The organism is Altibacter lentus (assembly GCF_000746845.1).
GTDB lineage: Bacteria > Bacteroidota > Bacteroidia > Flavobacteriales > Flavobacteriaceae > Altibacter > Altibacter lentus.
The window spans coordinates 1,663,866-1,677,197 of the sequence record NZ_KN050846.1 but is presented as its reverse complement, the minus strand read 5'-3'; the positions used below and the strand labels follow the sequence as shown (position 1 = coordinate 1,677,197).

Here is a 13,332-nt window from a genome sequence, read left to right as displayed (position 1 = left end):
ATGATTTTAATATTTTAAAAAGCAGATTCTTATGAGAACAACAGTTTTGCTACTTAGTATAGTAATAGCCTTACAGATAGGGTGCGATAAAGCAGATGATAATTTTGTCCCTCACTTACCCCTTATTACACAGACGGGGGAGAACACATTTGGCTGTTATATTGATGGAAAGATACTCATTCCTAGAGATGGTGAAGGGACGTTTAACACGCCCGATCCCGGAATGCGATTTGTCGGATTGGGGAACCCGCCAAATTACGAATACATAGATATTAAAATTAGGGATTTTAAAAGTGGTAATGGAGGGCTTTTAGATATACATATACCAAATTTACACCAAATAGGTGAAGGAACTTTTCTAATTAACGAGAGCAATTGTGAGGATAGTGTATATGCACTAGACACAGTGAACATCCGATGTCGTTGGCTAGATGAGACAAGCCAATCTTATAAATGGTATTGTTCCTTACCCGATAGTGGCCTTCTTATTATTACGAGATATGATTTTGAAAATCGTATTGTGTCTGGAACTTTTAGTTGTCGAGCAGTAAATCGTGACGATCCCACAGACTTTATAGAAATCACAGAAGGCCGTTTTGATATAAAATGGGATGATTTACCGGGCAATTTCCCTTAGAGTTGACACCAACAAAAAAGGGCATCACTGCAATGACGCCCTATGCAAATAAATAAAACCGTTTTCACTCAATGTTTCACTTATTAACACCTTAAAATTATGAGAAATTTATCATTTCTACTCGCTTTTCTCCCCATTTTAACATTTATTCAGGCACAAAATCCACTCCCAACCAAGATCGACAGTATGTTGGTGGAGATTGATCAGTCGACATTTACATCAGGAGTATTATACGACAGGACAGTTGGATGGTCGAACCTTACATCATTTAACGAAGAGGATAAAATCGCAAATGCAGACTACTTTGAGCAGGCTTTATTGGACATGTATAAAGCGTCGAATGAACAGAAGTTTGTATCTCATTATGCTTTACGTGCTAATTATACTTCTGATACAATTTATGATGTAGTTGATGTGGGAATTCTAAATGCAACTTTTCATAAATTAAACTACAAACCAGAAAATGAACAGGAAGGTGCTTTAAACAAAGTTGAAGACCAATTTGAAAAAATTAATAATGATCAACCCGTTTTTATGGAAAAGCATGCCTTTGTTGCTTCGCCTTTAAAAAGAGGGGTTATTGGAAATACTATTACCTTTAAATTCGGCGATTCATTTTTGTTTAACGAAAGCTCTTCAGCACAACTTCAAAACCTTGTAGCAAATTTTGATACTAACGAAGATTTCTTAATCTTCGATAACGGACAATTTATTACGAATACTATTTCAGTAGATTATAATGAATCCGGTTATAAAACGATAACATTTGAAGCCACATTTAGCGATGGAACCTCAAAGATAACACAGGCAGCAATTCATGTTGAGCGGATACTTTACATACCACCTAATCCCCAGATTGAAAATGGAACAATAGATGCCGAGTTGCCTTTTCAGGGTTACGACGAAGCAACACCTAGACTTGGAAGATTAGATTATCGTATCTTTTATAGTACTCCTAATCCCGTCTTAATGAAGCCTATTATTATCATTGATGGCTTCGATCCCGGAGATAAAAGAAAAATTCAAGATACCGATCCTCACCCAGGAACCACCAATGAGGATCATGTTTCTATTGAAGAAATGATGAGCTATATAGACAGTTCAGGTATTCAGCATTTTTTAATACCTGAATTAAATTCTCTAGGATATGATGTAGTCATTGTTAATCACCCAAGTTATTCCAGTATAAGCGGAGGTGGCCAAATTGATGGCGGGGCCGATTATATCGAAAGAAATGCACTTACCCATATTAAATTGTACCAAGAACTGAACTCAAAATTAATTCAAAATAACAGCTCAGAGCAACTGGTCATTGTAGGACCGAGTATGGGAGGGCAGATCTCCCGGTATGCCTTGGCGTATATGGAGAAGAATAATTTACCGCATAATACACGCCTATGGGTAAGTGTGGACAGTCCTCATATAGGAGCTAACATTCCTATTGGTCTGCAAGCTATGGTAAATCAAGTAGCATCAAGTGGTAATGTCATGGCTCAAGATTTTGTGGACAATCAATTAGGTACTTCAGCTGCCAAGCAACAAATTATTGAACAGTTCAACGGCTGGAACGGCAATCAATTAAGACAAGAATTTTTCAACTCACGAGCAATAGGTCAAGGTTTTTCAGAAAATAGAGGGCATCCTTTTTTTGTTGAATTTTACAACAACCTATATAATAACAGGACAACGAATAATAGAGGCTACCCAGAGAATTTAAGAAAAATTGCGCTTGTAAATGGTGCTCTAACAGGAAAAAGGGATTTCTTTAATCCCTTTACTCAAGAATTCGATTCTTTTATAAACAATAGTCAAATAGGAGCAAATCTAAGAGCTTTTCAAACCGTTTGTTCTCCCTGGCCTATATGCTGGGATATTCATATAGGGAGTTCAGAAGCTTATAATATGCCTGGATTCAATGGAAATGGAAAGGTTTCTAGATTTAAGCTCCTTTTTAATGATCAATCAAAGTACGCTACCAATATAAACTCAAGAGGCAATATGGACAATGTTCCCGGCGGCTGGTTCCCAGGTTTTGATACAGTAGTTGGAGATAGGGACGGTACCGATCCCATAGTCCCTTCTGGTGGCTTTTGGGCATCTTGGGAAGGAATTTTTTCAACGATATCCTCAATTCTGTCCGACGTTGCGGGAGGTGCTGAATTAAATGTTTATAATAATGAGCACACACATTCATTTATACCCACAATAAGCTCCTTAGGGTTCTTCAATCCCGATTTTAATTGGCACGAGAGGTTAAATCGAAATCTGGCTTGTACCAACGAAATTCCTTTCGACAGCTATTTTGGTCCCAAAATCAACGAAAGACATACTTCCTTTACCGAAGAAAGCATGGCTTGGCTTATGGAAGAATTGGCAGGTAATCCGCAACCGCCTACCGTTTATTTGGAAGGAGCCGACATGAATGGTCCTGCGGCTGTATGTGCCAGTGGACCCGCCACATACGATTTTGACACTTGTGTGAGTCCGCCTGTAGAAAGTTGGGAGGTATCCGGTAATTTGCAGATCCTCACCTCCGACGATACTTCTGTTACGGTCCAAGCCATTAATGGTACTGTGAGCGGTAGTGGATTTATAAAGGCTATTTATCCGTATACTGAAGTTAAAAAAACAGTGTGGGTAGGAAATCCAACACAAGCTCCTGTAATTACTGCGCTCACTCAAAATTTTCCGGATTCTCCCGTGAATTATACGTTTGAGATCGACCCAAGTATTAGTACCGTACAGGGAACGGTGCTTGAAAGAGAATGGGGAATCTTCCCGACCTACATGGTACAGATTATGAATGAAGATCAGGTGATGATCACGACACCGTCAAATGAAGGGATATTGTTGGATTACTATTATAAATTCAGAAATGAATGTGGATGGAGTCCGCAGTCTGAAGCGCATGGTCAAACCGTTGAAGATCCTAATGGTGGCGGTGGTATCGAATCGGAAGTTATACTCTTTCCAAATTCTTCAGACCAGGAATTGCATATAGATTTACGCACTACTGCCAACGACACATATATTCTGGATTTATACGATCAATATGCTAATTTGCTGCATCATTCAGAATGTACCAATATTCTAAAGACCATTGATACCTATAGTTTAGATAATGGCATTTATTTTCTTCATATTTCCAATGGAGAAGAGCTTGTTATAAAACAAGTGGTCATCAATCATTAGTAGGATTGCTATACATGCAAAAAACGCCTCTTCAAGAGGCGTTTTTTACTTTCTGCGTTCAGGTTTTAAAATAAAAGCCGAAGGAAAATTTCGCTGTATCTCGACCAAGGCTCTATCAGCATCCAACCGGGTACCATAGTTTCCTACCCAAACCTTGTAATTGGGTGTTTCATATTCGATGGACGCCGGCCAGTTGGTATAGGAACCTCTGTATTTCTTGATCACATAATTTGCTTCAGTGAGCTCGCCATAATACAACTGAATAGTATACCCGTCTGATAACTTATTATCCTTTTCCAGCGACTTCTTCAACTCCAGTAATGTGGCGATTTTAGCATCTTGGTTTACGGTTAAAGTAGCTTGTTGGGCCAAAGCACTTCCGCTTAAAAAAAGAATTAGTATACTGAGGGTGAATGATTTATGTAGTGACGATATTTTCATGTATTTTTGTCTTTAATGCAAATGTAAACCTTAATAACTTTTAGAACGGCAAAATTATTATTTAGAATAAATATAAATTAATCATTAACACTTTATTTGCATTTCTAAAATCGACTTTAAAGCTTACTTTTGTGCCGTTATTTATGGTGCGTTTTGCGAGCTATTAACCAACATAATGGTAACCAATTACGTGCCAAACTATTGACAATAATTTAATCATTAGTATGAAAAAGGTGAATTACCGAAATCTACCCTCACGATTGTCACTTCTCTTGTTAGTGTTCTTACTAACGTTTTCAACTACCATTTTTGCACAGGAAGATAGTGCTAACGAGGCGGAAGCCACGGAAGCACAAACACCGCCAGCCGAAGGTGTTGGGGATGTCGCCGCAGGTGAAACTCTGTTCAAGGCAAATTGTGCTGCGTGTCATAAGTTGGATAAGAAAGCAACCGGGCCGGCCCTTAGAGGTGTTGCTGATAAATACGATAGAGAGTGGTTGTACAAATGGATTAAGAACAGTCAAGAGTTGGTCCAATCCGGTGATGCGCTTGCCGTAAAGCTTTTTGAAGAGAACAACAGATCGGTAATGACTGCCTTTCCGGCATTGACAAACACCGATATCGATAACATCTTAGCTTATACCAGTGCCCCGAAACCCGAACCAACTGTAGCTGAAATTCCTGTTGGAGGAGGAGGCGAAAGTGATGGTGGTGTTTCGAACAATATTATCTTGGGCGCTTTAGCATTGGTCTTCTTGTTGTTGGTGGTGATGTTATTCCTGGTGACAAGTACTCTAAAACGAATTGCAGAAGCAAATGGTGTTACCTACGAAGAGAAAGAGAAAAAAATGCCAATTTGGAAAGCGTTCGCTCAAAACCAGTTCTTGGTCTTGGTGACCTCTATCTTTCTATTACTGGCTGCCGGTTATTTTGCGTATGGTTGGATGATGCAGGTAGGTGTGGACCAAGGGTATGCTCCGGTACAGCCAATTCATTACTCACACAAAATTCACGCAGGAGCAAATCAAATAGATTGTAACTACTGTCACAGTTCGGCTCGAAAAAGTAAGCACTCAGGTATTCCATCGTTGAATGTCTGTATGAACTGTCACAAAAATATTGCAGAGTATAACGGCGAGGTAGATCCGGAAAATGGATATACCAAAGAGTTTTACGATGCCGAGATCCAAAAATTATACGCCGCAGTTGGCTGGGATGAGGCCGAACAAAAGTATACCGGTGAAGAAAAACCGGTTAAATGGGTTCGCATTCACAATCTGCCGGATTTCGCTTATTTTAATCACTCACAGCACGTTACAGTTGCCGGGATCGAATGTCAAAAATGTCATGGCCCTGTAGAAGAGATGGAGATCATGTATCAATTTTCCCCATTGACCATGGGGTGGTGTATCAACTGTCATAGAGAGACCAATGTAAATTTAGCGGGTAACGAGTATTACGCTAAGATTCATGAAGAACTGTCAAAGAAATACGGCGTTGACAAATTGACGATCGCGCAAATGGGCGGATTGGAATGCGGAAAATGTCACTATTAAAATTTTATAGATAATTACAAGTAACGATATGGCATCAAACAAGAAATACTGGAAAAGTGTTGAAGAGCTAAATGAAAACAGCTCTATTGTTGAGACCCTGCAACAAAATGAATTTGTAGAAGAAATACCTACAGATAAATTTTTGGGAGACAAGAATGTCTTGGAAGCAACTTCAACAACACGTCGCGATTTCTTAAAATATGTTGGGTTTACAACGGCTGCGGCTTCACTTGCTGCTTGCGAGGGACCTGTGATAAAATCCATTCCTTATGTGGTGGCACCCGATGAGATAGTGCCAGGGGTAGCTAATTATTATGCTACTGCTATGGCAGATGGTTTTGATTTTGCGAATGTCCTGGTAAAAACACGCGAAGGCCGACCTATAAAGATCGAGCGTAACGATCTTTCTAAAATGGGAGGCGTCAATGCCAGAGTTCATGCATCTGTATTGTCGCTATATGACGCACAACGATTGCCAACACCTTTGATCAACGGAGAAGAGGCATCTTGGGAAGAATTCGATGTTGCTGTAGCTCAAAAAATGAATGAAATGGCGGGTAAAGATGTTGTCCTGTTGACACAAACCTTTGCCAGTCCTTCCACAACAAAACTTATAAAAGAATTCACTGCCAAATATCCCAATGTTCGTCATGTAATTTACGATACCGTATCTTCTTCGGAAGCTTTGGATGCCTTCCAAAGCGTGCACGGAACTCGAGGTCTTGCCGATTACGATTTTTCCAAAGCTGAAGTAATTGTCTCTGTAGGAGCAGATTTCTTAGGCGATTGGCAAGGCGGTGGTTATGATGCCGGTTATGCTCAAGGACGTATTCCGAAGAATGGAAAAATGTCCAAGCACATCCAGTTTGAAGCGAACATGACGCTTTCTGGCGCCAATGCAGACAAACGTATCCCTGCAACACCGGGACAACAAATAGAGATTTTAAAGGCCTTGACCGGAGGTTCTGCAGTGGGATTACCTCCTGCTATGGCCGAAGCGGTTTCAAATGCCAAAGCACAATTGCAAAAAGCAGGTAGTAAAGGAGTGATCATTACAGGATTGCCAAACGTTGCCGCACAAAAGGCCGTTCTTTCCTACAATGCCAATAGTGAAGTGATGGATGCCACAAAACCTCGACTTACCGCCATGGGGAACAGCGCAGAGGTTCAACGCGTCATGAGCGCGGTTGCTGCTGGGGTGGTGAAAGGATTGATCACGGTAGGTGTAGACCCTGTATATTCATTCCCAGACAACGATTCTTTTGTTGAAGGGTATAAGAACTTAGAAATGTCTATGGCATTTGCCATGAAGTTGGACGCCACTGCCTCATTAGCGCAATTAGTAGCCGCCACGCCTCATTATCTGGAGTCCTGGGGTGATCTTCAAATGAAAAAAGGCAGTTTCAGTTTAATACAACCTACCATTCGTCCATTGTTCAATACGAGACAATTTCAGGATTGTTTACTGAAGTGGACTGCGAATCCGAAGAATTATTACGATTATATAAAAGAAACTTGGGCATCTGTTCTGGGAGGAACTTCATGGAATCAAGCATTGCATGATGGTGTACTGCTAAGTGATGCTTCAGTTGAAACAGATACCACAGCATCTCCAACAGACCAGATTTCTGAAACGCTTGAGAGCAATTCTGCCAATGGGGCGCTGTCTTCAGCGTTACAAGAAGGAGACCTGTGGCTTACCTTATATACAAAAACCTCTCTAGGTGATGGCGCACAAGCCAATAACCCATGGTTGCAAGAAATGCCCGATCCTATTACCAGAACAACGTGGGATAACTATGTAACTGTTTCTGCAGAAGATGCTTCAGAAATGGGCTTAGAGAATAACCACGTGGCAAACGGAGGATTGAACGGAAGCTATGTGAACGTTCGTATGGGTGATGTGGTAATTGAAAATGTACCTGTAATAATTCAGCCGGGCCAAGCAAAAGGTTCTGTAGGATTGGCATTAGGATATGGGAAGAAAGAAGGAATTCAGGAAGAAATGCAAACCGGGGTGAATGCTTATCCCTTGTACAAAGATTTCTCTTCAGTTCAAAAAGTGAGCTTGGAAAAAGTTCCCGGTGTTCACGAGTTTGCTTGTGTTCAGCTTCACAATACTATGATGGGACGCGATATCATTAGAGAAACGTCTCTTGAGATATTCAATACTAAAGATGCTGAGGTATGGAATCCTATGCCTATGGTATCAAAAGATCATCAGGAAATTCCGGTAACCTCACCCGATGCAGACCTTTGGGAAGGATTTGATCGCTCTGTAGGACATCACTTTAACCTTTCTATCGATCTTAACGCATGTACCGGATGTGGTGCCTGTGTTATCGCTTGTCATGCAGAAAACAATGTTCCTGTAGTAGGAAAAGAAGAAATGCGTAAAAGCCGTGATATGCACTGGTTGCGTATTGACCGCTATTACTCGAGCGAGGAAACTTTTGAGAACGATTTTGAGAAAAAAGATAATATTTCTGGATTGGGAAGTTCTCTATCAGAATACGGTGAAATGGAAAACCCATCTGCCAATCCACAGGTTGCTTTCCAGCCGGTAATGTGTCAGCATTGTAACCATGCACCATGTGAAACCGTGTGTCCGGTTGCGGCAACTTCGCACGGACGTCAGGGACAAAACCACATGGCGTATAACCGTTGTGTAGGAACCCGCTACTGTGCGAACAACTGTCCTTATAAAGTACGTCGTTTTAACTGGTTCTTGTATGCAGAGAACGATGAGTTCGATTACCACATGAACAATGATCTTGGACGTATGGTACTGAATCCGGATGTGGTGGTACGTTCCCGAGGTGTGATGGAGAAATGTTCTATGTGTATTCAAATGACACAGTTGACCATTTTGGAAGCGAAACGAGATGGAAGAGAGATCAAGGACGGAGAGTTCCAAACTGCTTGCTCTTCGGCATGTGATAAAGGAGCAATGGTATTTGGAGATGTCAATGACCATGACAGCAAGATATACGAATTAGCGAACAATAATAGAATGTATCACTTACTTGAAGCGGTAGGTACAAAGCCGAATGTGGTGTACCAGACGAAAGTGAGAAATACAAGCGAAGTTTAAACTAACTAAGAAATAGTAAATAAAGATATGGCGTCGCATTACGAAGCACCTATTAGAAGACCCTTAGTTACAGGCGATAAATCCTACCACGATGTTACTGTGGATGTGGCTGCCCCTGTGGAAGGCAAAGCCAATAAATCTTGGTGGATAGTATTCACTATTGCCCTAGTAGCCTTTTTGTGGGGAGTGGGATGTATCATTTACACTGTCTCAACTGGAATTGGAGTCTGGGGATTGAATAAAACCGTGAATTGGGCTTGGGATATTACCAACTTTGTTTGGTGGGTAGGTATTGGTCACGCAGGAACCCTGATATCTGCGGTACTGCTGCTCTTCCGTCAAAAATGGAGAATGGCGATTAATAGATCTGCGGAGGCAATGACCATTTTCTCGGTAATACAAGCAGGTCTGTTCCCAATTATTCACATGGGACGTCCGTGGTTGGCTTATTGGGTATTGCCAATTCCAAACCAGTTTGGATCTTTGTGGGTGAATTTTAACTCACCATTACTTTGGGACGTGTTTGCGATCTCTACGTATCTTTCGGTATCATTGGTATTCTGGTGGACTGGTTTATTGCCCGACTTTGCGATGATACGTGACCGTGCAATCACACCATTTACAAAACGAGTATACAGTATTTTATCCTTTGGATGGAGTGGACGTGCTAAAGACTGGCAACGCTTCGAAGAAGTATCTCTGGTATTGGCCGGTTTGGCAACACCGCTTGTACTTTCGGTGCATACCATTGTATCTTTTGACTTTGCTACTTCGGTAATACCGGGTTGGCATACCACCATCTTCCCACCGTACTTTGTGGCCGGAGCGATCTTTTCGGGATTTGCAATGGTGAACACCCTCTTGATCATTATGCGGAAGGTATCGAACCTTGAAGATTATATCACCGTACAGCATATCGAATTGATGAATATTGTAATTATGCTCACCGGTTCTATTGTAGGGGTGGCTTATATTACCGAATTATTCATTGCCTGGTATTCAGGAGTAGAATACGAACAGTATGCGTTCCTCAACCGTGCTACCGGACCTTACTGGTGGGCATATTGGGCAATGATGACGTGTAACGTTTTCTCTCCGCAGTTTATGTGGTTCAAGAAACTACGTACCAGTATTATGTTCTCCTTCTTTATTTCCATTGTCGTGAATATTGGAATGTGGTTTGAACGTTTCGTGATTATCGTTACGTCATTACACCGTGATTACCTTCCGTCCTCATGGACGATGTTCTCACCAACCTTTGTCGATATTGGAATCTTTATTGGAACCATAGGCTTCTTTTTCGTGTTGTTCTTATTATATTCTAGAACATTCCCTGTGATCGCACAGGCAGAAGTAAAATCTATTTTGAAATCTTCCGGAAGTAAATACAAAGCATTACGCGAAAAGCACGGAGACGATGTAAAACATTACTCACCTCTAGTGCGTGAACCGAAAGCCAATACGGTGCAGATGGATGAAACGAGCACCGATTATACCGATACGGTAAGTGCTGGAGCGGTAGCCGACACAGAACTTCAGAAAGAAAAAACAGAAAGCCTGTTAGATAGTATAGGCCGTTTCGATCCTGCCACTCAAACACAAGACGATCTCAAACTAATAAGTGGTGTCGGACCTGTCATGGAACAGAAATTACACCAGTTAGGAATCTATACATTTGAGCAGGTAAGCCGAATGACAGACAGAGAATACGATTTATTGGACAGCATCATCGATGAGTTTCCCGGAAGAGCGAAACGTGACGACTGGGCCGGCCAAGCAGCTAAACTTAAAAACAACTAGTAGTATGGCATCTAAAGTAATTCACGCTATTTACACAGATGACGACATCTTAATGCAAGCCGTTAAGCAGGTTCGTGGTGAACGTTACCATATTGAAGAAGTATACACACCATTCCCGGTACACGGATTGGACAAAGCAATGGGATTAGCTCCCACACGAATCGCCATTACATCTTTTATGTATGGATTGGTTGGTCTGTCTGTTGCGATCGTGATGATGAATTACATCATGATTCAAGATTGGCCACAGGATATTGGAGGAAAACCAAGCTTTAGTTATATTGAGAATATGCCCGCTTTTGTTCCTATTATGTTTGAAATGACCGTCTTTTTTGCAGCACATCTTATGGTAATAACCTTCTACATGCGAAGTAAATTATGGCCGTTTAAAAAAGCTGAAAATCCCGACGTACGTACTACAGACGACCATTTCCTAATGGCGATCGATGCAGGTCATCACGATGTAGAAAAACTTTCAAAATTTTTGTACGATACTGGAGCATTGGAAATTAGTTTAATTGAAAATGACGAAGACCACTAATATGAAGAAGATCTTAAATATAAGCCTTACCCTTTTTGTGGCAGCTCTTTTGGTTTCATGTTTCGATTCCAACAGACCTAACTATCAATACATGACCAACATGTATGAGCCTGTTGGGTATGAAACCTATGGAAATTACGATATTTTTCCGGGAGGTCAGGAAGCTATGTTGCCTGCTGAAGGTTCCATTCCAAGAGGATGGCAACCGTACGATTACGAAAATTCTACGGCAGGTCTCGAACTAGCGAGAACAGAATTAAAAAATCCGTTGGAAGTAACAGAAGAGAACTTGGCTGCCGGAAGCCAATTGTATACTATCTACTGTGCTGTTTGTCACGGTGATAAAGGAGACGGCCAAGGCATCTTGGCACAGCGTGAAAAGTTTTTGGGAATACCAAGCTACGGTGATCCAGGAAGAAATATTACCGAAGGAAGCGTGTATCATGTTCAAATGTTCGGTCTTAATGCCATGGGATCTTATGCGTCGCAAACCAACGAGCTTGAGCGCTGGCAGATTACACAACATGTCATGAACCTTACTGCAGCGCTTAAAGGAGAACCTTTATTGGAGCCTGCAGGAAAGGATAGTTTGAATGTCAAAACACCACAAATGGTAACGACTTCAGGAATGTCTGAAGCTACAACGGGTGAAGGTGAAGATAATAATTTAGAGAATTAAGAGATTTTATAAAGATATGTATACGCTACCGAGTAAACTGAAACTTTTTGCGATCATTTTCATGGTCGTTGGAGCCATTGGTATTATTTCCGGCTTTCTCACAGCTCCAAGCACAACTGCGGAAGTTAAAGAAATGATGGCAGGGCATCATGAAGAGGGTCATGGAGAAGATCATGATACTGCTACTATGCACGATGTAACAGCCGGTTCGGCCACTGCCGGAGATCATGGAGATACTGCCCACGATAGCGAAGAAGCGCACCTTGAACATACATTACATCAAATGCAGAACCGACCTTGGTCTGCCTTGTACATTGCTTCCTTCTTCTTCTTTATGATCGCCTTGGGTACATTGGCGTTCTACGCGATACAATATGCAGCGCAAGCAGGATGGTCTCCGGTGCTCTTTAGAGTAATGGAAGGAATTACCGCATACCTGCCCATAGCTTCTGTAATCATCTTTGTCCTATTATTGCTTTCAGCATTTCATGTAAATCATATTTTTCACTGGATGGACCCCGAATTGGTCAATCCGGAAAGCGAACACTACGATAAATTAATCGCCGGTAAAAGCGGTTGGTTAAACGTTCCTTTCTTTTTGATACGTGCCGCTATTTACGTACTGGGATGGAATCTTTACCGATACATCTCTCGCAGAAATTCGTTGCGCGATGATACTGCAGAGGATAATCGATGGTTCAAGAAGAACTTTAAATTGTCAGCCGGATTCTTGGTATTCTTTATAGTGACCGAATCTATGATGTCATGGGACTGGATCATGAGTTTCGATCCGCACTGGTTTAGTACCTTATTTGGATGGTATGTATTTGCCGGAATGATGGTCTGTGCAATTACAGTGATCGCTATGGTAACCATCGTATTGAAATCGCAAGGATATTTGGAATTTGTGAATGATAGTCACATTCATGATTTGGCTAAATTCATGTTCGCTTTCAGTATTTTCTGGACCTATTTATGGTTCTCACAGTTTATGTTGATCTGGTATGCGAACATTCCTGAAGAAGTCACCTATTTTGTGACACGAATAGAGGACTATAATCTTCCATTCTTCGGAATGCTGGTAATGAACTTTATATTCCCGGTACTTCTTCTTATGAATAGTGACTACAAACGAGTAAACTGGTTTGTGATCCTTACCGGAATTGTAATTTTATTAGGACATTATGTAGATGTGTTTAACATGGTAATGCCCGCAACGGTAGGTACATCATGGTATATTGGCTTACCTGAAATAGGTTCCATCTTATTTTTCTTTGGACTGTTTGTATGGGTCGTCTTCACGGCACTTACAAAAGCACCGCTATTGGCAAAACGCAATCCGTTCATCAAGGAGAGTAAGCATTTTCATTATTAATTAAACGTATAGAAGAC

At 41.2% G+C, this 13,332-nt stretch carries 9 protein-coding genes; 8 read left to right on the top strand and 1 reads right to left on the bottom strand.

Going from position 1 to position 13,332, the window contains the following annotated elements; translation table 11 throughout:
- The first annotated feature begins 31 nt into the window (after nucleotides 1-31).
- A complete protein-coding gene (locus tag JS40_RS07810; protein ID WP_034259641.1) occupies nucleotides 32-637 on the top strand; it encodes a Riean_0653 family protein in 606 nt (201 codons plus the stop codon).
- A gap of 99 nt (nucleotides 638-736) precedes the next feature.
- On the top strand, nucleotides 737-3,829 hold the full coding sequence (locus tag JS40_RS07805) for a T9SS type A sorting domain-containing protein (protein WP_034259639.1): 3,093 nt from the start codon (nucleotides 737-739) through the stop codon (nucleotides 3,827-3,829).
- A gap of 45 nt (nucleotides 3,830-3,874) precedes the next feature.
- Here the strand turns inward: JS40_RS07805 and JS40_RS07800 are convergent, their stop codons facing one another.
- Nucleotides 3,875-4,270, bottom strand: coding sequence for an SPOR domain-containing protein (locus JS40_RS07800; protein WP_034259638.1), 396 nt, complete (start codon nucleotides 4,268-4,270; stop codon nucleotides 3,875-3,877).
- A 224-nt stretch (nucleotides 4,271-4,494) separates the two neighbouring features.
- Here JS40_RS07800 and JS40_RS07795 point away from each other — a divergent pair, with 224 nt between their 5' ends.
- Genes JS40_RS07795 through JS40_RS07770 form a run of 6 tightly spaced genes read left to right on the top strand, consistent with a single transcriptional unit; the run spans nucleotide 4,495 to nucleotide 13,315 of the window.
- A complete protein-coding gene (locus JS40_RS07795; protein WP_034259636.1) occupies nucleotides 4,495-5,826 on the top strand; it encodes a c-type cytochrome in 1,332 nt (443 codons plus the stop codon).
- A 28-nt stretch (nucleotides 5,827-5,854) separates the two neighbouring features.
- The gene (locus JS40_RS07790; RefSeq protein ID WP_034259635.1) at nucleotides 5,855-8,920 is read left to right on the top strand and encodes a TAT-variant-translocated molybdopterin oxidoreductase; all 3,066 of its coding nucleotides are present in this window, start codon (nucleotides 5,855-5,857) and stop codon (nucleotides 8,918-8,920) included.
- A 27-nt stretch (nucleotides 8,921-8,947) separates the two neighbouring features.
- Nucleotides 8,948-10,720, top strand: a complete 1,773-nt coding sequence (gene nrfD / locus JS40_RS07785; protein WP_084677464.1) for an NrfD/PsrC family molybdoenzyme membrane anchor subunit — start codon at nucleotides 8,948-8,950, stop codon at nucleotides 10,718-10,720.
- A gap of 4 nt (nucleotides 10,721-10,724) precedes the next feature.
- A complete protein-coding gene (locus JS40_RS07780) occupies nucleotides 10,725-11,261 on the top strand; it encodes a DUF3341 domain-containing protein (RefSeq protein WP_034259634.1) in 537 nt (178 codons plus the stop codon).
- Nucleotide 11,262: 1 nt separating this feature from the next.
- Nucleotides 11,263-11,940, top strand: coding sequence for a c-type cytochrome (locus JS40_RS07775; protein WP_084677463.1), 678 nt, complete (start codon nucleotides 11,263-11,265; stop codon nucleotides 11,938-11,940).
- Nucleotides 11,941-11,956: 16 nt separating this feature from the next.
- The gene (locus JS40_RS07770) at nucleotides 11,957-13,315 is read left to right on the top strand and encodes a hypothetical protein (protein WP_034259633.1); all 1,359 of its coding nucleotides are present in this window, start codon (nucleotides 11,957-11,959) and stop codon (nucleotides 13,313-13,315) included.
- Nucleotides 13,316-13,332: the final 17 nt, after the last annotated feature.

Coding starts and splice junctions, on each gene's coding strand:
- JS40_RS07810 (WP_034259641.1), top strand. CDS start 32: ATGAGAACAACAGTTTTGCTACTTAGTATAGTAATAGCCTTACAGATA.
- JS40_RS07805 (WP_034259639.1), top strand. CDS start 737: ATGAGAAATTTATCATTTCTACTCGCTTTTCTCCCCATTTTAACATTT.
- JS40_RS07800 (WP_034259638.1), bottom strand. CDS start 4,270: ATGAAAATATCGTCACTACATAAATCATTCACCCTCAGTATACTAATT.
- JS40_RS07795 (WP_034259636.1), top strand. CDS start 4,495: ATGAAAAAGGTGAATTACCGAAATCTACCCTCACGATTGTCACTTCTC.
- JS40_RS07790 (WP_034259635.1), top strand. CDS start 5,855: ATGGCATCAAACAAGAAATACTGGAAAAGTGTTGAAGAGCTAAATGAA.
- nrfD (WP_084677464.1), top strand. CDS start 8,948: ATGGCGTCGCATTACGAAGCACCTATTAGAAGACCCTTAGTTACAGGC.
- JS40_RS07780 (WP_034259634.1), top strand. CDS start 10,725: ATGGCATCTAAAGTAATTCACGCTATTTACACAGATGACGACATCTTA.
- JS40_RS07775 (WP_084677463.1), top strand. CDS start 11,263: ATGAAGAAGATCTTAAATATAAGCCTTACCCTTTTTGTGGCAGCTCTT.
- JS40_RS07770 (WP_034259633.1), top strand. CDS start 11,957: ATGTATACGCTACCGAGTAAACTGAAACTTTTTGCGATCATTTTCATG.